This is a genomic window from Chryseobacterium sp. OV279 (assembly GCF_900128945.1).
Lineage (GTDB): Bacteria > Bacteroidota > Bacteroidia > Flavobacteriales > Weeksellaceae > Chryseobacterium.
Map to the genome: position 1 here is coordinate 796,559 of NZ_FQUD01000003.1, position 23,434 is coordinate 819,992.

Annotated in this window: 25 protein-coding genes and 1 other RNA gene; 5 read left to right on the plus strand and 21 right to left on the minus strand. The window is 38.2% G+C overall.

Translation table 11 applies throughout. From position 1 onward, the window contains the following. Positions 1-133: 133 nt before the first annotated feature. The 9 genes from BUA72_RS16080 to BUA72_RS16120 form a co-directional block, all read right to left on the minus strand. Positions 134-1,387, minus strand: coding sequence for a pyridoxal phosphate-dependent aminotransferase (locus BUA72_RS16080; protein WP_072923890.1), 1,254 nt, complete (start codon positions 1,385-1,387; stop codon positions 134-136). Between the two features lie 26 nt (positions 1,388-1,413). Continuing rightward, the gene (locus tag BUA72_RS16085; RefSeq protein ID WP_072923892.1) at positions 1,414-2,316 is read right to left on the minus strand and encodes a hypothetical protein; all 903 of its coding nucleotides are present in this window, start codon (positions 2,314-2,316) and stop codon (positions 1,414-1,416) included. Positions 2,317-2,333: 17 nt separating this feature from the next. Beyond that, complete coding sequence (locus BUA72_RS16090; protein WP_034725672.1) at positions 2,334-4,049, minus strand: phospho-sugar mutase; 1,716 nt, start codon at positions 4,047-4,049, stop codon at positions 2,334-2,336. Positions 4,050-4,243: 194 nt separating this feature from the next. Beyond that, positions 4,244-4,600 carry a four helix bundle protein gene (locus tag BUA72_RS16095; protein WP_072923894.1) on the minus strand — a complete coding sequence of 119 codons (357 nt, stop codon included), beginning with the start codon at positions 4,598-4,600 and terminating at the stop codon, positions 4,244-4,246. 62 nt (positions 4,601-4,662) lie between these two features. Further along, positions 4,663-5,364, minus strand: a complete 702-nt coding sequence (locus tag BUA72_RS16100) for a GIN domain-containing protein (protein WP_072923895.1) — start codon at positions 5,362-5,364, stop codon at positions 4,663-4,665. A 7-nt stretch (positions 5,365-5,371) separates the two neighbouring features. Further along, complete coding sequence (locus tag BUA72_RS16105; protein WP_072923897.1) at positions 5,372-6,100, minus strand: DUF3667 domain-containing protein; 729 nt, start codon at positions 6,098-6,100, stop codon at positions 5,372-5,374. Positions 6,101-6,118: 18 nt separating this feature from the next. After that, positions 6,119-6,496 carry a hypothetical protein gene (locus tag BUA72_RS16110; RefSeq protein WP_072923898.1) on the minus strand — a complete coding sequence of 126 codons (378 nt, stop codon included), beginning with the start codon at positions 6,494-6,496 and terminating at the stop codon, positions 6,119-6,121. Between the two features lie 462 nt (positions 6,497-6,958). Continuing rightward, entirely contained in the window at positions 6,959-7,909 is a 951-nt protein-coding gene (locus BUA72_RS16115) for a glycosyltransferase family 2 protein (RefSeq protein WP_034725454.1), read from the minus strand. Positions 7,910-7,925: 16 nt separating this feature from the next. Then, positions 7,926-8,525: a DUF4199 domain-containing protein gene (locus tag BUA72_RS16120; RefSeq protein WP_072923900.1), complete on the minus strand. Its 600-nt coding sequence runs from the start codon at positions 8,523-8,525 to the stop codon at positions 7,926-7,928. A gap of 130 nt (positions 8,526-8,655) precedes the next feature. On the opposite strand from BUA72_RS16120, the gene ffs reads away from it, so the two are divergent. Continuing rightward, positions 8,656-8,753, plus strand: an RNA gene (gene ffs / locus BUA72_RS16125) — signal recognition particle sRNA small type. Positions 8,754-8,858: 105 nt separating this feature from the next. On the opposite strand, the gene BUA72_RS16130 is transcribed toward ffs, so the two are convergent. The 6 genes from BUA72_RS16130 to gyrA form a co-directional block, all read right to left on the minus strand. Continuing rightward, positions 8,859-9,545, minus strand: coding sequence for a metal-dependent hydrolase (locus BUA72_RS16130; protein WP_072923902.1), 687 nt, complete (start codon positions 9,543-9,545; stop codon positions 8,859-8,861). A gap of 332 nt (positions 9,546-9,877) precedes the next feature. Further along, positions 9,878-10,324: an SRPBCC family protein gene (locus tag BUA72_RS16135; RefSeq protein WP_072923903.1), complete on the minus strand. Its 447-nt coding sequence runs from the start codon at positions 10,322-10,324 to the stop codon at positions 9,878-9,880. A 12-nt stretch (positions 10,325-10,336) separates the two neighbouring features. Next, positions 10,337-11,266: a 1,4-dihydroxy-2-naphthoate octaprenyltransferase gene (menA, locus tag BUA72_RS16140; protein ID WP_072923904.1), complete on the minus strand. Its 930-nt coding sequence runs from the start codon at positions 11,264-11,266 to the stop codon at positions 10,337-10,339. Positions 11,267-11,341: 75 nt separating this feature from the next. Further along, entirely contained in the window at positions 11,342-12,178 is an 837-nt protein-coding gene (locus BUA72_RS16145) for a 1,4-dihydroxy-2-naphthoyl-CoA synthase (RefSeq protein ID WP_034725441.1), read from the minus strand. A gap of 160 nt (positions 12,179-12,338) precedes the next feature. Beyond that, positions 12,339-13,364, minus strand: coding sequence for a tetratricopeptide repeat protein (locus tag BUA72_RS16150; protein WP_072923906.1), 1,026 nt, complete (start codon positions 13,362-13,364; stop codon positions 12,339-12,341). A gap of 28 nt (positions 13,365-13,392) precedes the next feature. Beyond that, complete coding sequence (gyrA, locus tag BUA72_RS16155; protein ID WP_072923907.1) at positions 13,393-15,975, minus strand: DNA gyrase subunit A; 2,583 nt, start codon at positions 15,973-15,975, stop codon at positions 13,393-13,395. Between the two features lie 148 nt (positions 15,976-16,123). Here gyrA and BUA72_RS16160 point away from each other — a divergent pair, with 148 nt between their 5' ends. After that, positions 16,124-16,438: a DUF4286 family protein gene (locus BUA72_RS16160; protein WP_034725437.1), complete on the plus strand. Its 315-nt coding sequence runs from the start codon at positions 16,124-16,126 to the stop codon at positions 16,436-16,438. Positions 16,439-16,483: 45 nt separating this feature from the next. On the opposite strand, the gene BUA72_RS16165 is transcribed toward BUA72_RS16160, so the two are convergent. The 3 genes from BUA72_RS16165 to BUA72_RS16175 form a co-directional block, all read right to left on the minus strand. After that, entirely contained in the window at positions 16,484-16,717 is a 234-nt protein-coding gene (locus tag BUA72_RS16165; protein WP_072923909.1) for a hypothetical protein, read from the minus strand. A gap of 149 nt (positions 16,718-16,866) precedes the next feature. Further along, the gene (locus BUA72_RS16170) at positions 16,867-17,361 is read right to left on the minus strand and encodes a GNAT family N-acetyltransferase (protein WP_072923911.1); all 495 of its coding nucleotides are present in this window, start codon (positions 17,359-17,361) and stop codon (positions 16,867-16,869) included. Positions 17,362-17,367: 6 nt separating this feature from the next. Next, entirely contained in the window at positions 17,368-17,880 is a 513-nt protein-coding gene (locus BUA72_RS16175) for a DUF421 domain-containing protein (RefSeq protein WP_034725433.1), read from the minus strand. 134 nt (positions 17,881-18,014) lie between these two features. Here BUA72_RS16175 and BUA72_RS16180 point away from each other — a divergent pair, with 134 nt between their 5' ends. Beyond that, positions 18,015-18,569: a YqhG/Tai3 family protein gene (locus tag BUA72_RS16180; RefSeq protein WP_072923912.1), complete on the plus strand. Its 555-nt coding sequence runs from the start codon at positions 18,015-18,017 to the stop codon at positions 18,567-18,569. Positions 18,570-18,613: 44 nt separating this feature from the next. On the opposite strand, the gene BUA72_RS16185 is transcribed toward BUA72_RS16180, so the two are convergent. Further along, complete coding sequence (locus BUA72_RS16185) at positions 18,614-18,748, minus strand: bacteriocin-like protein (protein WP_034725432.1); 135 nt, start codon at positions 18,746-18,748, stop codon at positions 18,614-18,616. A 190-nt stretch (positions 18,749-18,938) separates the two neighbouring features. On the opposite strand from BUA72_RS16185, the gene BUA72_RS16190 reads away from it, so the two are divergent. Continuing rightward, complete coding sequence (locus BUA72_RS16190) at positions 18,939-19,424, plus strand: hypothetical protein (RefSeq protein ID WP_072923914.1); 486 nt, start codon at positions 18,939-18,941, stop codon at positions 19,422-19,424. 43 nt (positions 19,425-19,467) lie between these two features. Next, entirely contained in the window at positions 19,468-19,848 is a 381-nt protein-coding gene (locus BUA72_RS16195) for a DUF7079 family protein (RefSeq protein WP_072923915.1), read from the plus strand. 55 nt (positions 19,849-19,903) lie between these two features. On the opposite strand, the gene BUA72_RS16200 is transcribed toward BUA72_RS16195, so the two are convergent. After that, a complete protein-coding gene (locus BUA72_RS16200) occupies positions 19,904-20,503 on the minus strand; it encodes a hypothetical protein (protein WP_072923917.1) in 600 nt (199 codons plus the stop codon). A gap of 8 nt (positions 20,504-20,511) precedes the next feature. Further along, positions 20,512-23,343, minus strand: a complete 2,832-nt coding sequence (gene uvrA, locus BUA72_RS16205) for an excinuclease ABC subunit UvrA (RefSeq protein WP_047455420.1) — start codon at positions 23,341-23,343, stop codon at positions 20,512-20,514. Positions 23,344-23,434 lie beyond the last annotated feature (91 nt).

A 23,434-nucleotide genomic window follows, 5' to 3' on the forward strand; every position in this document is an offset into this window, starting at 1 on the left:
AACGGTGTCATGCTGAGCGAAGTCGAAGCATCTATTTATTTTTAATGTAACAATGTATCAATCTAACAGTTTACCAATATTGTAAGTACTGGAATTGTTATATTGATACATTGCTATACTGTTATATTAAAAACTATTTAAGATTATTCAGAGCATTTTCAAGCTTCGGAAGCATTACTTTGATCTCATCCACAGCTAAACCTCCTACAGAAGCACGGAACCAAGGTTCAGATTTTGCTTCTCCGAAAGCTGAGAACGGTACAAGAGCAACACCAGCATCATTAATCAGATAGAAAACCAGGTCAGAAGAATTTTCAATCACAGATCCGTCCGGTTTTGTTTTTCCGATATAATCAAGTCTGATGGTAAGGTACAAAGCTCCCATTGGTTCGATACTTTCCACAGATAATCCTTTTCCTTTCAGATCCTGGATTCCACCATGAAGAACTTTTAAGCTTTCCTCTAATTTTCCTTTGAAATCTTCCACGAAAACATTTACATTTTCTGGGTTTTCATAGAATTTAGCGGTAGCTTCCTGTTCAGGTTTTGGCGCCCATGCTCCAACGTGTGTCAGAAGAGCTTTCATTTTATCCAGAATGTGAGCAGGACCAAATCCCCATCCTACACGTACACCTGTTGCAGCAAGGCATTTAGAGATTCCGTCGATATAAATGGTATATTCTTTCAGTTCAGGGAAAAGAGAAACCGGATCTACGTGTTCTGCCCCGAAAGTAAGGTTAGAATAGATCTGGTCATACATCAGGTACAATGGTTTTTCGTCTGCGCCTCTTTTTTTGTTTTCTTCAAGAACCAGTTCGCAGATATCTGAAAGCTGCTCTCTTGTAAACATAGTTCCTGTTGGGTTCAATGGCGAACAAAGCGCTAACAGAACTGCTCCTCCTAAATGAGGTCTCAGATCGTCTGCTGTCGGAAGGAAATTATTTTCAGGCGTGGTCTTCACTTCTACAGCTTCTGCGGAAGTAAGGTAAGCGTAATGGTTGTTGTTCCATGACGGTGTAGGATATACTACTTTATCACCTTCATCTACAATGGTTTTATACACCGCATAGATCAAAGGTCTTGATCCGGCAGTAATTAAAATATCGTTGGGTGAATACTCCAGATTCCATCTGTTTTTCAGGTCTTTGGAAACTTCTTTTCTTAAAGATAAAAGTCCGTTGGCTGGCGGATAATTCGTCAGATTATTCTGATATGCCTTCTGAATCTCTTCCTTCAGCAATGCCGGAATAGGATATAGATTAGAATTCAGGTCACCAATAGTAAGATTGGCTATCTCCGCTCCTTTTGCTTTTAAATCATTTACTTCATTACCAATTTTTACGATTTCGGAACCAATCAGGTTCGCCGCTAATTTTGAAACTTTCACTTTATTTTTATTTAAATTTACTAATATTATCTTCTCAAATTAATCCTGCCTTCTATCTGATCCACAGGTGTATGCGCGTCAAAAGCTGCTATCAGTTCTTTTGCTTTTTTTGCAGTCCTTGAATTCGGATATTTTTTTATGATCCGGCTGTACTCTTCTTTAGTGTCATCCATCAATCTTCCTTCTGTTCTGTCATAAGTCGGGGAACTGTCCATTCCAAGAATATAATCTAATAAATAGTCATCATATTCTCTTTTCGCTTTCTTTATCAACGGGCTTTTAGGAAATTTATTCATAAAATTCTCCCAAGCGATCAGTCTGTCCCCTAATTCTTCCCAGGTAATCATCAGACCTCCGTTTATAGCATAATTCTCTTTACTGTCATTCGCCAACTGCAGAATATAGCTCTCATAATCAGGAGTCACTTTATTCTTAAATACAGCATAATCATATCCGTACACTGAGTGAATTTCTGTCAGTCCCTCTCCCATAACACGAAATTCAAGACCTGCCTTATTCAGTTCAGCGGCAATTTTTTTTACGTTGTCCGGCAAACGATAAGTATCCGGTTCATTGGTATGGTAATCGGTATATTGATCTAATATATCCTGATGTAAACCATTCAGACAGTCTGTATACTTTGTTCTTATTTTGACATAATCTTCGTACAGCCTATCATTTTGTTCCGGGCTGTTAACTGCAATTTCTTTATCAGTTTTAGCCTTATACCATTGAAGAGCGGCAATATAATCCTCCGTTTTGTTAGCTGTTGAACAGGCTGTATCAATAGGCTTAAACAGATCTTCTTTTATTTCTGTTTGAGTGATTGAATCATTCACTGTTTTGGTTTCCGCTACTTTCTGTACTTCTTTTTTACAGGAAAAAACAAGTACAGAGAGCATACAGACTGCTACAATCTTTTTTATCATCTTCTGAAGATCTTGAATTAATCTAATTTCAAATCTTTTCTTACGTCCTCGATTTTAGCTTCTAATGATTTCAGTTTATCTTTAAAATCTGCTTCAGACGTAATCGTATCTTTTACAGAGATATAAAATTTAATTTTCGGTTCAGTTCCTGAAGGTCGTACACAAACTTTGGTTCCGTCCTGGGTATAATAAATCAGTACATTCGATTTTGGAATGTCGTTCATTACTTTTGTTTCATTTTTTGAAACCGTGAAATTAGTCTGTTCTTTAAAATCCTTCACTTCTTCTACCAGTGATCCGGCCAGTTCTTTCGGTGGATTCTCACGGAAGTTTTTCATCATATTCTGAATTTCTTCAGCACCTTCTTTTCCTTTTCTTACGATGTTCACCAGTCCTTCGTAATACATTCCCAGATCTTCATAGATCTCAATCATGTACTGATACATTGTTCTTCCGTTGGCTTTACACCATGCAGCGATCTCACAGGCAACAAGAATACTTCCGCATGAATCTTTATCACGGACAAAATCTCCAGTCATAAAACCGAAACTTTCTTCTCCACCACAAACAAATTTTTGCGTTCCTTCCGCCTCACGGATCATTTTCCCAATCCATTTGAATCCTGTCAATCCGGACTTACATTCAACACCGAATTTTTGAGCAATATCAAAGAAAATATCAGAGGTTACAATCGTAGACCCGATGAACTCTTTTCCGGTGATTCTTCCCTGTTTTCTCCACTCATTTAAAATATAGTACGTAAGGATCGTATTCGTCTGGTTCCCATTCAGAAGCTGCATGTCTCCATCCAGGTTTCTTACGGCAATTCCTAATCTGTCACCATCCGGATCAGTTCCTATTACAATGTCAGCATTGGTAATTCTTGCCAGATCCATAGCCATTTCCAGTGCGGCAGGTTCTTCAGGATTCGGAGATTCTACCGTAGTAAAATTCCCGCTTGGGATCATCTGTTCTTTTACCAGATCCACTTTTTTGAATCCTGCTTTTTCCAAAGCTTTCGGAATCGTTGTGTATGTTGTTCCGTGAATAGACGTGAAAACAATATTTAAATTCTCTTTCCCTACATTCTGGTACGTAGAATTTTCAAGACAGGCATCGATGTAAACGTCGTCCTGCTCTTCCCCGATCCATTCGATCAGATCATCATTTCCATCAAATTTAATTTCGTCAAATTTCACAGAATACACTTCATTGATAATGGCTTCATCATGGGGCGGAACAATCTGTGCACCGTCATTCCAGTACACTTTATACCCGTTGTATTCAGGTGGATTGTGAGATGCGGTCAATACAATTCCTCCGTTACATTTTTTGTCTCTTACGGTAAATGATAATTCAGGAGTCGGTCTGTGATCCTTGAAAAGAAGCACTTTAATTCCGTTGGCCGTTAAAACATCAGCCACAAGTTTCCCGAATTCTTTTGAATTATGGCGAACGTCATAAGCAATCGCTACTTTAATTTCCTCTCCTTTAAACTGCTGAAGCATATAATTGGCCAGTCCCTGTGTAGCCTGTCCCAATGTATATTTATTCAAGCGGTTGGTTCCTACTCCCATGATACCTCTCATTCCTCCTGTTCCGAATTCAAGTTCTCTGTAGAAAGAATCTTCCAGATCCGGGGAATTGCTGTCGATCAAAGTCTGTACAGCATCTCTTGTTTCTTTATCGAATGTATCACTTAACCAAAGTTGCGCTTTTTCTAATGTTGTCATATGTGTATCTAAGTTTGGAAGCGGGAAGCTTGAAGATGGAAGGAATTCTATATCCAAATTCATCTATCCTGCTTTTGTTTTACTATTCTGTTTATTTTTGTTCGGAAGATGAAAGCTCGAAGATAGGAGATGTTTTTGTCTCAACTTCAATCTTTCCACTTCTTATTTACTTTTATTTATCTGACTTCTAGTCCTTAATCTTTTAACTGATTTCTAAAAGCTATAATCTGATTCATTAGATTATAACTCTCATTATACAAGTTTCTGAATTCTTCCTCTGAAATATAATTTCTATTTTTTGCCTTATAGAGACAAGTCACGGTTTCAGCTAAAGAACGGGTTGCATATCCAAGAAATTTCTTAAATTCCGGTTTCGACTGTAAAATACTTCCTTCTGAAATATTAAGTCCTATTGAATCTGATGCCCGTCTTATCTGAGAAGTAAGATTAAAAGCTTCATCTTTTGGAAAACTCTGAGACAATTTAAAAATAATCTCCCCGAAATCCATAGCTTTTTGCCAAATAATCAATTTCTCAAATTTGAAACTCATTCATTTCTTTTTTACCTATAATAACTTCCCTCCTCCAGCTTCCATCTTCCGTTCTATTTTAATTAATCCAATTTCTTATTCTCCACACGAGCCTGCTTATCAATTTTAAAGGCACGGATCGGGTTGTTATAATAGATGAATTTTGCAGTGTTCTGAATATTTCCTTTTAGAGAATCTTTTACGTTCACTTCTGCGTAATTTCCGTTTTTTGAGTCAATATTAAGGTTTTCTATTTTCCAGTAAGGAGCAATAAGACTTGCTGTGTCTGAGATCTTTATCACTGCATTTTTCGTCAGTCCCAAAAAGTTGGCCCGGCTTTTATTCTGCATGTCTACTTCTGCTCTTCTCGTGTTCACTGAACCCATAAATGTAGCATTATTTTTTAAATTAAGCCTAAAATTGTCGGTCTTAATTTCGCTCGAAATGTTCATTTCCACAGAGTCTGCAACGGCTACTTTTTCAAGATTATATTTTGAATAAATCGTCACATTATAGAAATCTACACCTTTAGTACCCCTTTTTTCTTTGATAAAAAGGGTCTTTTCTTTTACCTCTACATCCAGATTGTTGGCTACATTGGGATAGGTTTCAATTTCTACAAAATTCTTATCCCCTCTGGCATAAAATACACGGAACTTACCTTCCATATCCAGATTCACAAATTCTGAAACATCCACGTCTTTCCTTTCAATCGTTCCTTTTGGAGAGACTTTTCCGCAGGAAACCGCCGCTACAAGCAGGGATGTGTATAGTATTTTTTTCATATTCAATTTAAAATATTCTATATAAAATCGTAATTATGGTAAGACTTTCTATTCCCATCAGGACATACAGTACCGATACTCTCCAAAGCAGGCCCGGTTTTGAGTATGAGTTTTTAAATGCATTCCAATACGTAACTGCCGGAAAGAGAACGAGAAGTACAACTGAAGCCTTATCCAGAATAGCAAAAATCTTCGCTGCAGGTTGCCACAGACCGATAAGACTTACCATATCATTAAACAAAAATAGGATTAAAATTCCTAACAGGCTTACTGTTCCGATGATAAAATGCTCGGCAATATTCAATTTTATCCTTTTGAAAATGAAAAAAGCATTCACCCCAAGCAGCGGGATGATTACAAAAAGGATGGTTTTGGAATATTTAGAAAAAAACTGCATGATTTTAGCACTGTCTTTCGGAATTTCCGCTGGGTTCAGATCTAAATAAAAATGCATTGTTAACACATTGAATCCGAACAGAATAAGCAACAATGAAAACAGATTGTAATATTTAATTCTTTTCCCGGAAATATAATCCATCGCCATTCTTCCGGGACCGAATAAAACGTGTTTCAATGTTCTGAAAAACCGTTCTTCTATATGCCAGATTGATCCTAATATATCACTTTTAATCAATGAATGCGGGGTTATTCTTGCTGTATCTGCTTTCTGTCCGCAGTGAGAACAAAACTCACCGGAGATCTTATGACCGCAGTTCAAACAGCTTTTTGGGTTCATTGTAAAAATCTGTACATTTTATTTTTTTCTGTAAAACCAGGTTTTCGGATCTTTTCCTGCTGACAGTAATAAATAATCTTTGCTTATATGGGAAATATTCATCACAACAGTATCCACAGCAGGATATTTCATCTTCAGTATTTTATTTTTTCTTCGATAATTTCCAGATTCTTCCATTGAAATAAAGGAATTGTCTATATTGAAAGTCAAAGTTCCTGTTCCATATTTGGAATTATTTTCTTTGGACTTCAAGGTGTCAATCTCAGTCACTACTCCATCATATAAATCTATGAATTCCCAGGATCCCAGAAGTCTGGATGATGTGCAGGAAGATAGAAAAAGAAAGGAAAAAAAGACTAAAATAAATTTTGCCAGCTTGTTTTGTTCTATTATCAATTTTATAAATTACACACAAATATAAAGAAAAAAGGCTTCGGAAATGGTTCTGTAATTGCGTTTTCTGCTAATATTCTGTATTTTTTGATTTGTTGGATGATTTTGGTTTTTCGCAAAGGCGCGAAGATTATTATCTACTTTACATTGTTAAGGCGCGAGGATTTTATCTGCGATAAAATTGATTACTGCTCAAATTTTTATACTGTAAACCTTGCTGAAATCTTAATTTTCTCAACCGTTAATAAAACCTTATAGGTTATGACAGAGTTTTTACATTCTATTCCTGTAAAAATATTAATTCAGTAAACCTTGCTGAAAATCATTGATTTTCTTGTGTCTTAAAACAGCATTATTCTAAAACCTTTGCGCCTTAGCGATTACCAAAAAAAATTGCATAAAAATCCCCAAAAAGCTTAAACCTTCCTGGGGATTTTATGGGTTATTGATGATGTATTTAACGTATTAGATCACTTCATCAATATTATAATTCTTATGTTCCCTGTTCGTTCTGATGATCATTTCACCTAAGAATCCGGCTATAAAAAGCAATGTTCCCATAAGCATCATCGTCAGAGCGATAAAAAACCAAGGGTTATTGGTAATCAGGTGACCGTAAATTCCTCTTGCTACATCAATCAGTTTTGAAACGCCCAGCCAAAGTGCAGAAAGAAAACCTACGATGAACATGACAGTTCCCACCGCACCAAAGAAATGCATTGGCCTTCCTCCGAAACGACTTACAAACCAGAGTGTTACAAGATCCAGAAACCCTCTGATAAATCTTTCGGTTCCGAATTTTGAAGTTCCGTAAGGTCTTGCCTGGTGTTGTACTTCTTTTTCCGTGATTCTTCTGAAACCGGCATTAGCAGCTAGTACCGGAATATAACGGTGCATGTCTCCGTATACATCAATTGATTTCACCACCTGTTTTTTGTATGCTTTCAAACCGCAGTTGAAGTCGTGAAGATAAACGCCTGAAACTTTTCTGGCCGCCGCATTGAACAGTTTTGACGGAACATTTTTCGTCATTACATTGTCAAAACGTTTCTTTTTCCAACCCGAAACGATGTCGTAATTGTCTTCAATAACCATTTTGTAAAGTTCCGGAATTTCTTCAGGAAAATCCTGTAAATCAGCATCCATGGTGATCACCACATCTCCGTTTGCTCTTTCAAAAGCAGCATGAAGGGCTTGTGATTTACCATAATTTCTGGAAAATTTGATAGCGTGGATCTGAGGGTACTGAACCTTCATATTTTCGATGATACTCCACGATAGATCTGTACTTCCGTCATCTACAAACCAGATTTCATACGATAAGCTGTTGGTATAACATACATTATCAATCCTTGAAAAAAGCTCTTCCAGAGAGTCTTCTTCGTTTAATAACGGAATAACTATAGATAAATTCATTTAATTCTAATAAAAATTATTCTTGATTTTCTGTTTCCTGGTAAACGGATCTCGTTCTGAAAAACGCTCCAAAAAACACTGACAAAACTACGTAAAATATAAGAATTGCCGCAAAATATCCTGAAAAATGACTTGCCGTAAGCATATCTTTTCCTTTAACGGCCTCGGGAGAGAAGCTTGGAAGCCTTTCTTTGTACTTTTTGTCTAATTCATCAATGTCTTTCTGATGCTTCATAATTTTCCTTGCAGACTGATACTCAGTATCCAATTCGTTTTTCTGTCTCTGCACATACTGGTAGTTAAGAAGCTTTTTCGCATCCTTATCCACGAAGTTCAGGAATGCATAGATACTGAAGATGGAAAGAATTCCTCCGATGAACATCGGAACAAACGCTCTTGAAAACGCATCTTTAAAACTGACCACTCTATTTTTGTTCCAGAACGATTTTACGGACCAGAACGCGGCTCCCGCATAAATGATCGGCAGTACGAACGCATTGATTTTCAGCGAGGTTTCAAAATAATTGATTCCTGAGAAAAAGAAATAAGCTACAAAAAAGATGATCATTGTAGCGATAAAAAGTATAATTCCTAATGTTGATGGACTTTTCGTCATGTTAGATTTTTTAAAAAAAGTTGAAAAATTATCGCCCTTAATTCCAGCTGTTTAGCGCTATCACGGCATTTTTTTCACTAATTTTCTTTAATAATATTTTGAAGTTTATAAATTATTCCTACCTTTGCAACGGCAAGTCCTAAACAACCAGCTCCTGAGAACCCTCCAGGGTGGGAACACAGCAAAGGTAATTGGTCGTAGCGGTGTGATTTAGGTAGCTTGCCATTTTTTTTTATTTGAAGTTGAAGTAAGGTAATTGGAAGATTATCTTTTTTTGTTTCTATACTTTTCAACATTTCCATTCTAATTTCCGGATTACCTTTCATTTATTATTTAAAATTCAAACTCCTCTCCTAACTTAGGAAGAACCAGTTCTACATTTCTATCTGCAAAATGCTTCAGTGCACTTTCGTGATCAATCTTAATCGCAGGGAAAGTATCAAAGTGGCAACCGATCACTTTCGGAGTTTTCAATAATTCTGCGGCTGCGAAAGAAGCTTTTCTAGGACACATCGTATAGTGGCTTCCGATCGGCAGGATAGACAGGTCGATATTCCCGTAAAGCCTTGGGAACAGCTCCATATCAGCCATTACTCCGGTATCTCCGGCTAAATAGATGTTCTTTCCTTCAGGAAGTCTGAAAATATAGCCTACAGGAACGCCTCCATAGCTCCCATCCGGGAACGAACTCGTATGATGAGCCGGTACCATGGAAATTTTAAGATCGTCGATTTTTGCCGATCCTCCTAAGTTCACATCATCTTTATTTTTCGCTGTTTCAAAATAGGCGCATACTTCAGGCACTCCAATTACGGTAGCATCCGGATGGTGCTGCAGTACTTCCGCCACATCTGCAATATGATCACCGTGAGCATGAGTCAGCAGGATATAATCGATCTTCTGCGCCGAAATATCAAAGCCTGATTCTGCTTTTTGGTAATTGTAAAAAGGATCACTTAAAATTGTTTTGTCTTTGTACGTAAACAAAAAACAGTTTTGTCCTAAAAATTGTATTTTCATTTTTAATGATTTTTAAATTAAGAGACAATCCGGGAATCTATGATGATTTCTTCAAAAGAATAAATTTCATATAATGCCCAAATTGTTACTATGATTATGAGAATTTGAAAGATGATGAGAACCCGTTTTACTTTTATTTTTTTCGTTAAAAGTAAAATTGAAAGTAAAAGATTAATGATTAGAAAAACCGTAAGCGCCAAGGCAACCGGACTTATTTCTAAGAATAATTTTTTAAACCCTTCAAAGTAACTCATCAGTTCATACAAATATACCGTTGCCAACAAAATGGATAAGCAGGAGGTTATTTTGTAGACTAAAGCATTCTTCATGTATTATTTCCGGGGAAATTTATCCTCAATGAGATTTAGTTTAATCCCATGTTCAAGATAAGCTTTACAACCGTCTAGAACTGTCGTAAAACCGCCAGTATTGTCATTAACCGTTCTGAGCAGGTCTTCACCCGATTGGGCAAAGCCATAGCTTTTAATAACCACCAGCGTTCCTTTCTCCATTTCTTTAAATTCGTAATCTACTTGTACTGCCGGATCGCCCCACTCTGTTTTGATCAGTTGATTAGGAACAATATTGTGAACCTTTACATTGGATTTCACGCCATACATTTCCCATTCCCACGTCACAGATTTCCCTTCTTCCAGTTTCCCGGTAGATTTTGTAAACCAGAACTGTGTGGTCTTTTCAGGATTGATAAATGCTTCAAAAACATCCGCAACCGGCTTTCTGATCAGCATCTGAGCTTCAACAAAAACATCAGTACTCATAGTGGTATTATTTTAGTTAAAAAAGTTAAGTCCAAATGCTGTAAGAACTGCCATCATAAAAGTCATGATCCCAACCTGTTTCAGGTACTGGTCCAATTCTTTTGGTTCTTTTACAGTCATGATATTTCTTCTCAACTTCATCAGTGGCAACAGCAGGATCATTACGATAAAAACGTAATAGTTCTGAGCCTGTATAAAGCCATTCACCCCTAAAAAGACAAGGATTAAGATCAACGGGAGCTGCAACAGGATCATTTCATAGATCATTGCATTTTTAAAGCCTATTCTCAAGGCTAAACTGTTTTTCCCGGAAAGTCTATCGCTTTCAATGTCTCTCATGTTATTCAGGTTTAAAACCGCCATACTCATCATTCCGATGGCTGTTCCCGGTAACAACATATCCCAGCTGAAGGTTTTTGTAAACAGAAAATAACTTCCGCATACCGAAACCAATCCGAAAAATACAAATACAAAAAGATCTCCCAATCCCATGTATCCATAAGGTTTCTTTCCTACCGTATAACCAATGGCTGCTAAAATACAGGCAACGCCCAATCCAATGAAAGTGTAAAACTCTTTCATGAAATCAGGAAAAAATGCCACATATAAAAGCCCGATGGTTGCCACAAAAGACAATACAGAAAAAAGAATGACTGCATTTTTCATCTGCTTTGCCGAAATTCTTCCTGAGGCTACCGCTCTTGCTTCCGCTTCATTGATTCTTTTGGCATCAGTTCCTTTTACGCCGTCACCGTAGTCATTGGCATAGTTTGATAAAATCTGATACAACAGCGTTACTAAAAGAGCCAGAGCAAAAATTCTCCAGTCCCATATTCCGCCTTCACGGTAAAGCCTCCATTTTGCAATGAAAGCCCCCATAATAATTCCGCTTAATGACAGCGGTAAAGTTCTTAGCCTTGCGGCTTTTATCCAATCCGACATAATATATAAGTAATGGGTAATGAGTAATAAGTAATGGGAAAATATTGCCGATTACTTATTGCTCATCACTGATATTTAAGAGATCCATTGATTTTCTCCGAAGTCCGGTTTTCTTTTTTCAAGGAATGCATTTCTTCCTTCCTGCGCTTCTTCCGTCATGTACGCTAAACGGGTGGCTTCACCGGCAAATACCTGCTGGCCAACCATTCCGTCGTCTGTAAGGTTCATGGCGAATTTCAGCATTCTGATAGACAGTGGAGATTTAGCTAAAATTTCCTGTGCCCATTCGTATGCTGTATCTTCTAATTCAGCGTGTGGAATTACAGCGTTCACCATTCCCATATCCATCGCTTCCTGAGCTGAATAATTTCTTCCTAAAAAGAATATTTCACGGGCTTTTTTCTGACCTACCATTTTTGCCAGGTAAGCAGATCCGTATCCACCGTCAAAACTTGTTACATCCGCATCAGTCTGCTTGAAAATAGCATGCTCTTTACTCGCTAAAGTAAGATCACACACCACGTGAAGTGAATGTCCGCCACCCACAGCCCATCCCGGAACAACCGCGATCACCACCTTTGGCATGAAACGGATCAGACGCTGAACTTCAAGAATATTCAGACGATGTCTTCCATCTTCTCCTACATATCCCTGGTGTCCTCTCGCTTTCTGATCTCCTCCGCTACAAAAAGCCCAGCCTCCGTCTTTAGGACTTGGCCCTTCTCCGGTAAGCAAAACAACACCTATTGAGGAATCCTCAGAGGCGTCATAAAAAGCATCATACAGTTCGGAAGTAGTTTTTGGGCGAAAAGCATTTCGAAGTTCTGGTCTGTTAAAAGCAATTCTTGCTACACCATTACATTTTTTATAGGTAATATCTTCGTATTCTTTGACGGTTTTCCACTCTATCATCTTGTAAAAAATTTTTCTCAAAGATACGGAATTACAGAGAATTTTTAAGGTGAAATTTAACGATAATAACAGGAAAAAACAGAGGTCTTTTTCGGATCATGAAAAACAAAAGCCGAAACATTTCTGTTCCGGCTTTGTTTATTATTCAATTAAAGAATGACTATTTCGGCTGTCCTTTAAGCTCAGTTTCTTTAGCTTTCATTTCTTTAACTTTGTCCATGTTTTTAGTGACTACATAGATCTCTTTCAAGGCAGTAACCGCATCGATGTTCTTTGGTGCAGCTTTGTACCATCCTTCAGCATAAGGAAGTGCTTTCGCAAATCTCTCTCTTCTTGCATCAATCAGCTTGGTAGCTTCATCCGGCTTTTCTTTTCTTGTCGCGTTGATCTGGTCTACGATTTTAGAATCGTCCCCGATTACGCTGTATACAAGGTTCTGATAAGCGTTATCAAAGTCAGGCTTGATCTCGATTGCTTTTTTGAATGACGCGATAGCATCTTCCAAAGAAGCAGGATTTTTGGACTGCATTACCCCAAGATTGTACCAATTGGTAGCATCGTTCGGGTTTTTAGTCAACTGTTCTTTAAGAGTTCCGATAAACTTTTCCGTATTTCCGGACTCGTAATACGCAGTACCCTGAGCATCTTTAAGTTTAGCATTGTTAGGATATTTTGCCAATCCTTTTTCAATGATCGCTAATGCTTCATTAGGCTTTTTTGCATTAAGAAGCAATGTAGTTAGTGTTTCATAAAGATCCGGTTCAACACTTGGAGTCTGTTCAGTTTTAAAATCTGAATAGTCACTGTTCTTCTTCATAAGATCCCAGGTTGTTTTATCCAAAGGAACTACCTGTCCGGACTTTTTCTCTTTTGCAGTATACGTAGTCTGAATACCCGTAAAACCGGAATTGATAAGCTCTGTGTATATCTTGATCGCTTCGTCGCTGTTATTTGCTAACGCATAACTCAACCCTGCATAATACATGTATATCTTATCTTCCTGTCCATTCGTTTTTAGCAAGTTATATACTTCTAAAAACTTCGGTGCAGCAACGGTGTAATTTTTTGCAGTATATGCATCCATTGCCGCTTTATTCGTTTCCTGTAACTTGGCATTTACATCGCCCTTCTGACCGAAAACGAAAGCAGAAGCTACGATTGCTATACCTAAAATGAGTTTCTTCATAATAACTATATTATATTAATTGTACATTTTACTCTTCAGAATCAGAATTCTCATTTTCCTCAGCCGGACTTTCGTTTTCAGCCTGAGGTGTATTGTTTTCCTGGTTATCAGCTACAATTTCAGTTCCTTCTGCATTTTCTTCAGAGTCATCTTCAACATCTTTATCCATTTCTACTTTTGCAATCGCTGCAATTTCGTCATTTTTCTTAAGGTTGATCATTCTTACGCCCTGAGTATTTCTACCCATTACTCTCATTTCATCCATATTCATTCTGATGGCAACACCCGACTTATTGATGATCATCAATCCGTCTTCGTCTGTCACATTCTGAATAGCAATCAGATGTCCTGTTTTTTCGGTAATGTTCAGGGTGATAACTCCTTTTCCTCCTCTGTTGGTTTCTCTGTAGTCTAAAACAGCCGTTCTTTTTCCATATCCTTTTTCAGATACAACAAGAACCGTTTCATTTTCAAGATCATTCACAACAATCATACCAATTGCTTCATCATCATCTTCCATGCTGATCCCACGAACCCCGATAGATCCTCTACCTACTTCTCTTACTTTTTCTTCAGGGAAACGGATACATTTACCGTTTTTAGTAGCGATCATGATCTGAGAAGTACCGTTGGTTAAGTAAGCACCTAACAACTGGTCATTATCTCTGATCTCAATAGCATTTACACCATTTACCCTTGGTCTTGAATACGCTTCAAGAGACGTTTTCTTAATAGTACCGTTCTTGGTTACCATTACTACGCTCATTTGATTGACATATTCAGCATCCTTCAGGTTGTTGGTTCTGATATAAGCTTTGATCTTGTCATCCTGTTCGATGTTGATCAGGTTTTGTACCGCTCTTCCTTTTGAAGTTTTAGATCCTTCAGGAATTTCAAATACTCTTAACCAGTAACATCTTCCTTTTTCTGTAAAGAACAACATATACTGGTGATTGGTTGCAGAAACGATGTACTCAAGGAAATCTTCATCCCTTGTAGTTGCCGCTCTGTTTCCTACCCCTCCTCTGCTCTGAATTTTGTATTCAGAAAGAGACGTTCTCTTAACATATCCTGCGTGCGAAATAGTAAGAACTACTGCTTCGTTCGGGATGATGTCTTCGATAGACATTTCACCTCCTGAGAAGTCGATGGCAGTTCTTCTTTCGTCACCATATCTTTCTTTAATTTCAGCCAATTCTTCTTTGATGATCTCGAATCTTCTCGGCTCGTTCGCTAAGATGTCTTCCAAGTTCATGATTTCTTTCATGATGGCATCGTACTCGTCACGGATCTTATCAAGCTCCATTCCTGTAAGACGGGCCAATCTCAGATCAAGAATAGCCTGAGCCTGGATATCAGAAAGATCAAATGCTTCGATCAAACCTTCTTTTGCACCCTGAGGGTTAGCACTGTGACGGATGATGGCGATAGCTCTGTCTAATGAATCCTGAGCACCAATCACCTTCATGAAACCTTCTAAGATATGCGCTCTTTCTCTCGCTTTCTTAAGCTCAAAATGAGTTCTTCTTACAATGACTTCATGTCTGTGCTCTACAAAGTGATGAATGATATCTTTTAAATTCAGCTGTTCCGGTCTTCCTTTAACCAATGCAATATTATTCACACTGAAAGAAGTCTGAAGCGCTGTATACTTATATAATAAGTTTAAGACAACATTAGGAATCGCATCATTTTTCAGTTCATAAACGACACGCAGACCATTTCTGTCCGATTCGTCTCTGATCTCATGAATTCCTACAATTTTATCATCTTTAACCAGTTCAGCTGTTCTGGCGATCATATCCGCCTTATTGACCTGGTAAGGAACTTCTGTAACGATAATCGCGTTTCTGTTTCCGATTTCCTCGAAATTCACTTTTGCTCTTAATACAACTCTTCCTCTTCCTGTGTGGAAAGCGTCTCTTACCCCGTCGTAACCGTAGATAATACCTCCTGTAGGGAAATCCGGTGCTGTAATGTGGTGCATCAATTCATCGATCGTAATATCTTTATTATCGATATAAGCAGTGATGGCATCTACAGATTCTGATAAGTTGTGTGGCGCCATATTGGTTGCCATACCTACTGCAATACCCGATGTTCCGTTCACTAATAACGTTGGAATTTTTGTAGGCATAACGGTAGGCTCCGTCATACTATCATCGAAGTTATTCTGAAAGTCAACGGTTTCTTTATCTAAATCAGAAAGAATATCATCAGATATTTTTTTCAATCTTGCTTCCGTATAACGCATTGCTGCAGGCGGGTCGCCGTCCATTGAACCGAAGTTACCCTGTCCGTCCACCTGAGGATAACGCAAGCTCCAAGGCTGCGCCATTCTTACCATCGCATCGTAAACAGAAGAGTCACCATGCGGGTGGTATTTACCTAAAACATCCCCAACAATTCTGGCAGATTTTAAATATTTTCTATTAGAAAAAACCCCTAATCCATACATACCATACAGTACTCTTCTATGAACGGGTTTAAGGCCGTCTCTTACGTCCGGCAACGCTCTTGAAACGATAACCGACATCGAATAATCGATATAAGACGATTTCATTTCATCAACAATGTTGATAGGAATCAGTCTTTCTCCTTCTTTTTGCATAAACAAATTTTATTATAATGACAGTCAGACCTTTAGCTGTGCGTCTGAAAATTATTTATTTCCAATTTTTATTAACGGGCTAATTTACGAAATTTTTACCGATTTTTGTGCTAGAATTTATCCACAAAATCTTAAAAATTCATAAAATATGAGCTTATTGAGTATAACTTTCCACTGCACGAAAAACAATATTGAAGAATGGGAAAATTATATTGACGAAACACTGGTCCAGATGGCCGAAAACCTGATGGACGTCAACAAATATATTCTTTCTGAAGTACACACAGATTATATAGACGAAGGTAAGAATTATAATCTTCTTTTGATTTTTGACAATGAAGACCTCAGGGAAGACTTCATTAAAAGTGAAATGCTGAACATTGCAGAAAGGGTCGAGAAAAAATTCGGAACCGAGGTAATGATCTTCAATACATTCCTGAATCCTAAAAAATCCAGATTTTAAATATAAATCAAAAGCCCTGAAAAAATCAGGGCTTTTTTATTTTTCTCAATCTCTGTGATGTTTCTTTCCTTTGTGTCTGTGGCCGCGGCCTCTGTCGTCATCGTCGTAATAATACACTCTTTTTTTCACATGTCCCGGAGCATAATACCTTGCACTTCCCCCATACATTTTCTTGGCGTGTCCCGGTGGAACCCTTCTCACGTGCTGATCATGCACTACACATGATGACAACATGAACAGGACCGTTACGACTCCCGTCATTTTAATCAAACTTTTCATTTTCTACTTTTTCAAATTTCAGTAGGGAAATAACAAGGTTGATGCCAAAATGAATTGGAGTGTTTCAGAGTGGCAGTATTTACAATTTAAAAATTGAAAGATTTAATTATTTAAGCATTAAAAATTGCCCATTACCCATTACTCATTATTTATTGTATTAATTCGCTTCTCTTTTCCATCAGGATAACATCTTTCCACTGGCCGTTCAATTTTCCGATTTTCTTGCGGACACCTACGGTTCTGAAGCCGTTTTTCTGATGAAATCTTACGGATGCTTCATTTTCCGGGAAGATACTGGCCTGTAATGTCCAGAATCCGTGGCTTTCGCTGTCGAGAATCATCTTTTTCAGCAGCACTGACCCTAAACCTTTCCCCTGATAAGAATTCTCAAAATAAATGCTTACTTCAGCCACTCCTTTATAACATTCCCTTTTGCTTACCAGTTTCAAAGCGCACCACCCTACTATTTCGTTGGTTTCATTTTCCAGAACCCACCGGCAGTCGTTGAAATATTCCATATTCCAGGCTTCGGCTGTAGGAACTTCGGTTTCAAAAGTAGCCATGCCGCCTTCCAGTCCCTGTCTGAATATTTCCAACACCCTTTTTTCGTCGCTGGGAAGCATTTCGCGTAATTCGTAATTCATACTATTTTAATGGTATTTTCTTTTATTTCTTCTTTTTATTCTTGAATAATGCGTTTGTGTCTGTGTTTCGTCCTGAGAAACAACACTGATATTTCCGTCTACCTCGAGAATAGAGAGCTTTACATTCTGTATTTTTTCTACGCCGTGTTCTCTTATCGCTTCTTCAAGCTCATCACGGGTGATCTTTACCCTGTTCAAAGCAGGCTGATCTATCACTCCATCTCTGATCAGGACGACAGGATCCTCTTCCATAAAGGTTTCGAATTTGCGGTTGGCAAACATGAGCCTTTTTAAAATAAAATTCGCTGCAAAAAGAACTAACGCGGCAATAAGACCGCCCTGCAGCGAGGTATCCGGTCCTACCATTGCATTCTGAACAGCATTGGAAATAAGCAGCAACAATACCACATCCCCTGCATTGAGCTGGGAAAGTTGGTTTTTACCAAAAAGACGGATCGCGATTACCATAAAAAGGTAAACGCACAGAGAACGTACGACAACATCAAGAATAGGATTCACAAATCATGTTTTATACTCAAATGTATACATTTTTTGTGATTGACTGCTCAATTTATTTTTAACCTATTAAATTAGTGAAATTAGAAAAATCGGCATACGGTTTGAGCCTTTAATGAAAAAAAATCACACTCATTATGATCAAGCAATTATTTCTATGCTTAAGCGGTATCCTGCTTCTGGTAAACTGCAAAAACAATGAAACCCGCCCGTCTGTATCGGCTGATACGGAAATTACCCAAAAGGTCAATCAGCTGTATACGGAATACGACGGTTCAAAAAAATCGATTTACAATCAATCTTTTTCAGACAGTCTGTTTTCTCCGGAACTGAAAAAGACTTTGGAAGACGCTATCCATGCATCAGAAGCTGATATTGAAAAAGTGAAAAAAAGTGATCACCCGGATGAGAAACCGTTATTGTTTGAGGGCGCTGTTTTCTCCAGTCTCTACGAAGGATATACCGGGTATAAAATAAAGTCAGTTACAATAGATCCTTCCGGAACCTCAGCTAATGCAGCTGTTGAACTTGAATACACTTTATCCCCACCGAAAATTAAGTGGACAGATTATGTACAGTTGATCAATTCCGGTCAGGGATGGAAAATTGATAACATCCGTTTTGACACTATCGGCAATGCGAAAGATTTGAAAACAAGCCTGAAAGAATTCACTCAAAATGCCGATCAGTAAAACCTCATCATAAAAAAAGCTGCTCTGAGAGCAGCTTTGCATTTTTAAGGGCATTGAGCGATTGGAACCTCGCTGCATACTACTTTATTCATCCATTCGCAGAATACGCAGTATTTCTTTGGTTCTCCGCCATACACTGATTTCAGATCGGTTTTCGTTAGTTTCTTTAGATTTTTCATATCGTTTTAATTTTATGTTTGACAAATTTATAACGAATTCCGCATCAGATTATTACATTTTAATCTTTAAAGCTTTCATTATTTATAGATTATCATAGAAAAAAATAAATCTATTACCAGAGAAATACGGTTTAATATTTAATGCGTATCTTTCACTAAGCCAAAAAAATACACCAAAACAATTAAAAATATGGAAATTATAACAGCAAAAGGAGCTCATGCAGGCCAACTGGATCCCACAAAAAAGACCCTGATCTCTAACGGTCTTCTTTCCGGGCAGGATGATATGGGCAGTTACAACAAAGGAATATGTCATGATGTGGTAGCTTATGCTTTATACATGAGAGGTGCCGCGATATCCCCTTCTGAACTTGTACAGTATCATGCTCAGGGATGGCTTAATAAGTTCGATTATTCCGGAGGAGAGAAATGGGATGGATACTCCGTTATTCCCAAAGGAAAGGCCATTGGTTTTTACAGAGTAAGAGATAAGACCTGGTTTCATTCTGCGGTTACCACCGGAAGCGGTTCTGAGATCAGATCTGTGAACGGGTTCTCGTTAGGAACAGCATGGTCGGTGCCTGTTGATATGAAATGGGTCTTGGGCAAACGAAATGCTGACGGAACTTTTAATTACGACGGAACTAAAATAGAGGTTTACATCTCTCCTTTATAGAATCCCGGACTCCCACAAGATTTTCATTATTCAAAAAAGTATAATGCTAAAACCTTCGAGTATTAAAGAGCGAACTCCAGTATGGATCGCTCTTTCTGATTTTTATCTGGATACGGAACTTCAGGATTCCGATTTCCGATATATTGCAAAAACAATTCTGGAAAGTCCGTATACTTTCGAAGAAGTGAAAACCATTAATACCTATGAAGTTTTCCCGGTTCTTCAGTCCAATCTGCTTCAGCCTGCGGGCGAATGGGCCTGTTTTAATGAAAAATGGCTGATTGAGGCCATTACAGCTCATATTGAAACCAAAAACAGATTTAAAAATTTAATGATCCGGATCAGTTACGAGAAATATGGATGGATGCAGGAGGATTATTGGGTAAGGCTTGAAACTATTTATCATGAAATGAGAGGGAAATAAAAAAAGAATCTGCTTTCACAAATTCTTTTCTATATTTTATCATTTTCCGGACATGTTACCATCCATTGATTATTCTTTTGGTTTCAAGCTCATCGATAATAAATTGTGCATCACTCTCTGTAATGTATTTACTTTCATAAAGCCAGTGAATCCGTGCTATTTGAGTATGAACAGGGATCAGATTGTCTACTTTATAATATTCTCTCAAATAGTATTCTTTTTTACTCTTTTTAATTTCAACAATAAATCTGTCAACTTCTTCCATTTCTCTTTTCGTGTAGGAAAAAATAAGTGATTTTGCAGCGGCAATATTTTTAGAACTTTCAGCCCTGAACTCATTATTACATATACCAGTTACAATTAAAGCAGGAAGCATTGCTATGCCAAAAACAATCATTCCTGAAGACTGAGAAAGCTGATAACTTTCATTAATAAAAATAGTGAGCAATATTGAGTTCACCAGCACAGATATAACTATAGCGATAAGTACAGGATCTTTTGATTTTCTAAAAACACTTTCATCATCATAAATATCTGAAAAATGAATTTTATACTCATTTAGTTCCTTCGCAAATTTAGTTCTTACAAAAACTCCATCTTCCTGAATTTCATAATACCTCGTATTTCTTCCATCTTTTTGTGCCAAACTGTTCATATAAGTCCTTATTCCAGTTCTCTTTTCAAAAACTTCCCGGTCAGACTCTTCTTAGACTTCACAATCTCTTCAGGAGTTCCCTGAGCTACGATTTGTCCACCGTGCTTTCCGCCTTCCGGTCCTACGTCGATAATATGGTCGGCTAATTTGATCACATCCATATTGTGCTCAATGATAATGAATGAGTTTCCTAATTCTACCAACTGATTGATGGCTTCCATCAGGATCTTTACATCTTCAAAGTGAAGTCCGGTGGTAGGTTCATCTAAAATATAAAGCGTATTTCCGGTTTGTCTTTTTGAAAGTTCCGTAGCCAGCTTGATACGCTGTGCTTCACCTCCTGAAAGGGTCGTCGACTGCTGTCCAAGGGTAATGTATCCCAATCCTACATCCTGAAGGGTTTTCACTTTAGCAAAAATCTTAGGAATCGGCTGGAAAAAGTCTACCGCTTCATCAATGGTCATATCCAGTACATCGGAGATTGATTTTCCTTTATAACGTACTTCCAGCGTTTCTCTGTTGAAACGTTTTCCGTTGCAGGTTTCGCAGTGAACATAAACGTCCGGAAGGAAATTCATTTCAATCACTTTCAATCCTCCACCCTGACAGGTTTCGCATCTTCCGCCTTTTACGTTGAATGAGAATCTTCCCGGCTTGTACCCACGGATTTTACTCTCCGGAAGTTCTGCAAAAAGATTTCTGATATCTGTAAACATTCCCGTGTACGTTGCCGGATTTGAACGCGGCGTTCTTCCGATCGGCGTCTGGTCTACGTCTACAATTTTATCAATATTATCCAGTCCGTCGATCTTCTTATATGGAAGAGGTTCCTGAACCGCTCTGTAGAAATGTTTATTAAGGATCGGATATAAAGTTCCGTTGATCAGAGAAGATTTTCCGCTTCCTGAAATTCCTGTTACCACCACAAGCTTCCCTAATGGAATGTCAAGGGTAACATTTTTAAGGTTATTTCCTGTAGCCCCCTTTAAAAGAATGTTTTTACCGTTTCCGACTCTTCTTTCTGCAGGAACTTCAATCTTTCTTTTTCCGTTGATGTATTGTGCCGTAATGGTATCTGCCTTTAACAGATCTTTTGGTTTTCCCTGCCACAATATTTCTCCTCCGAATTTTCCGGCTCTCGGACCGATATCCAGGACCTCATCGGCTTCCAGGATCATATCTTTGTCGTGTTCTACAACAATCACAGAGTTTCCGATGTCTCTAAGGTTTTTTAATGAGCTGATCAGTCTTTCATTATCTCTCTGGTGAAGTCCGATACTCGGTTCATCCAGAATATACAATACATTTACAAGCTGCGACCCGATCTGTGTGGCAAGACGAATTCTCTGAGATTCCCCTCCGGAAAGTGTTTTCGAACTTCTGCTTAAGCTTAGATAATCCAGACCTACATCCAGAAGGAACTGAAGTCTCGTTTCAATTTCTTTTAAGATCTCGAAGGCGATGATTTTATTTTTCTCTGAGAATTTATCTTTAACATCCGATAACCATTCTTTTAAATCGGATAAGCTTAAGGCATTCACCTCGGCGATATTCATTCCATCGATCTTGAAACTTAAACTTGCCGGCTGAAGACGGGTTCCGCCGCATGACGGGCAGATTTCTTCAGTGGTGAAGTGTCTTTCCAGCAGCACCGCTTCGTAAGATTCTCTTTCGTCGATGATCTCTTCCATAAAAGTGATCAGACCATCGAAACTTATTTTTATTTTTTTGGTAATCCCTGCGTATTTCAGGTCTTTGTTAAATTCTTTGTGGCATCCGTTGTAAATGTAATCCAAAGCTTCTTCAGGAATATCCTGCATGGGCGTAGCCATTCCCAATCCGAAGATCTCAAGAATATTTTTAATCTGAGACAGGATCCATTTATTGGATTTAATATCTTCCAGCGGTAATAATCCTCCCTGATTAATGGAAAGTTTAGGATTCTCAATAAAATAATCTGTATTGATCTTTTTAATGGTTCCTAATCCTTTACAATCAGGACAGCTTCCTTTCGGAGAGTTGAAAGAGAATGTATTCGGTTCCGGAAGCGCCAGTGAATGACCTGTTTCGGCATCCATCAGGTTTTTCGAGAAGTATTCGATATCTGTGCTTCCCAGTTTCTGAATTCCGATGATCCCCTCGCCCATTTCCATAGCGGTGCGCAGAGATTTCTCCATTCTGGTTTCAGAAGCATTTTCCCCGATGATCCAACGGTCGATGACAATGTCGATATCGTGGGTTTTATAACGGTCAAGCTTCAGATCGTATTCAATATCCTGAAGTTCACCGTCGATTCTTGCCTGGCCGTAGCCTTTCTTCGCCATCTGCACGAAAAGTTCATGGTAATGTCCTTTTCTGGAACGTACCACAGGAGCCATCAGCATTATTTTTTCGCCTTTATAATTTTCTTTGATGGTATCCAGGATCTGGTCTTCCGTATAGCTTACCAGTCTTTTCCCTGTAGACAGAGAGTACGCATCAGAAACTCTTGCATATAAAAGACGCAGGTAATCGTAAAGCTCAGTAACCGTTCCTACTGTGGAACGTGGATTTTTGTTCGTTGTTTTCTGTTCGATGGCAATGACCGGAGAAAGTCCTTCGATCTTGTCTACGTCAGGACGCTCCAGACCGCCTAAAAACTGACGGGCATACGCTGAGAATGTTTCGATATAACGGCGCTGTCCTTCGGCAAAGATTGTATCAAAAGCCAAAGAAGATTTTCCGCTTCCGGAAAGCCCGGTAATGACTACCAGTTCGTTTCGCGGGATCTTAACATTAATATTTTTAAGGTTGTGTTCACGTGCTCCGTAAACTTCTATATATTCTGTCGATTTGCTCATAATTTGAAGTGACTCTGCCTGAAAATCACGATGTGCAAAATTACGGAATTTTATGGAATTGTGTGAACCGGAAAGTTTTTATTAGAGTTTA

What these genes read in the sequence shown, in the direction of transcription:
- BUA72_RS16135 (WP_072923903.1), bottom strand. Translation starts at nt 10,324, where the DNA reads ATGAGTACTGATGTTTTTGTTGAAGCTCAGATGCTGATCAGAAAGCCG.
- BUA72_RS16090 (WP_034725672.1), bottom strand. Translation starts at nt 4,049, where the DNA reads ATGACAACATTAGAAAAAGCGCAACTTTGGTTAAGTGATACATTCGAT.
- BUA72_RS16115 (WP_034725454.1), bottom strand. Translation starts at nt 7,909, where the DNA reads ATGAATTTATCTATAGTTATTCCGTTATTAAACGAAGAAGACTCTCTG.
- BUA72_RS16165 (WP_072923909.1), bottom strand. Translation starts at nt 16,717, where the DNA reads ATGAAAAGTTTGATTAAAATGACGGGAGTCGTAACGGTCCTGTTCATG.
- uvrA (WP_047455420.1), bottom strand. Translation starts at nt 23,343, where the DNA reads ATGAGCAAATCGACAGAATATATAGAAGTTTACGGAGCACGTGAACAC.
- menA (WP_072923904.1), bottom strand. Translation starts at nt 11,266, where the DNA reads ATGTCGGATTGGATAAAAGCCGCAAGGCTAAGAACTTTACCGCTGTCA.
- BUA72_RS16150 (WP_072923906.1), bottom strand. Translation starts at nt 13,364, where the DNA reads ATGAAGAAACTCATTTTAGGTATAGCAATCGTAGCTTCTGCTTTCGTT.
- BUA72_RS16100 (WP_072923895.1), bottom strand. Translation starts at nt 5,364, where the DNA reads ATGAAAAAAATACTATACACATCCCTGCTTGTAGCGGCGGTTTCCTGC.
- BUA72_RS16145 (WP_034725441.1), bottom strand. Translation starts at nt 12,178, where the DNA reads ATGATAGAGTGGAAAACCGTCAAAGAATACGAAGATATTACCTATAAA.
- gyrA (WP_072923907.1), bottom strand. Translation starts at nt 15,975, where the DNA reads ATGCAAAAAGAAGGAGAAAGACTGATTCCTATCAACATTGTTGATGAA.
- BUA72_RS16130 (WP_072923902.1), bottom strand. Translation starts at nt 9,545, where the DNA reads ATGAAAATACAATTTTTAGGACAAAACTGTTTTTTGTTTACGTACAAA.
- BUA72_RS16160 (WP_034725437.1), top strand. Translation starts at nt 16,124, where the DNA reads ATGAGCTTATTGAGTATAACTTTCCACTGCACGAAAAACAATATTGAA.
- BUA72_RS16095 (WP_072923894.1), bottom strand. Translation starts at nt 4,600, where the DNA reads ATGAGTTTCAAATTTGAGAAATTGATTATTTGGCAAAAAGCTATGGAT.
- BUA72_RS16195 (WP_072923915.1), top strand. Translation starts at nt 19,468, where the DNA reads ATGCTAAAACCTTCGAGTATTAAAGAGCGAACTCCAGTATGGATCGCT.
- BUA72_RS16105 (WP_072923897.1), bottom strand. Translation starts at nt 6,100, where the DNA reads ATGAACCCAAAAAGCTGTTTGAACTGCGGTCATAAGATCTCCGGTGAG.
- BUA72_RS16180 (WP_072923912.1), top strand. Translation starts at nt 18,015, where the DNA reads ATGATCAAGCAATTATTTCTATGCTTAAGCGGTATCCTGCTTCTGGTA.
- BUA72_RS16085 (WP_072923892.1), bottom strand. Translation starts at nt 2,316, where the DNA reads ATGATAAAAAAGATTGTAGCAGTCTGTATGCTCTCTGTACTTGTTTTT.
- BUA72_RS16120 (WP_072923900.1), bottom strand. Translation starts at nt 8,525, where the DNA reads ATGACGAAAAGTCCATCAACATTAGGAATTATACTTTTTATCGCTACA.
- BUA72_RS16190 (WP_072923914.1), top strand. Translation starts at nt 18,939, where the DNA reads ATGGAAATTATAACAGCAAAAGGAGCTCATGCAGGCCAACTGGATCCC.
- BUA72_RS16185 (WP_034725432.1), bottom strand. Translation starts at nt 18,748, where the DNA reads ATGAAAAATCTAAAGAAACTAACGAAAACCGATCTGAAATCAGTGTAT.
- BUA72_RS16200 (WP_072923917.1), bottom strand. Translation starts at nt 20,503, where the DNA reads ATGAACAGTTTGGCACAAAAAGATGGAAGAAATACGAGGTATTATGAA.
- BUA72_RS16170 (WP_072923911.1), bottom strand. Translation starts at nt 17,361, where the DNA reads ATGAATTACGAATTACGCGAAATGCTTCCCAGCGACGAAAAAAGGGTG.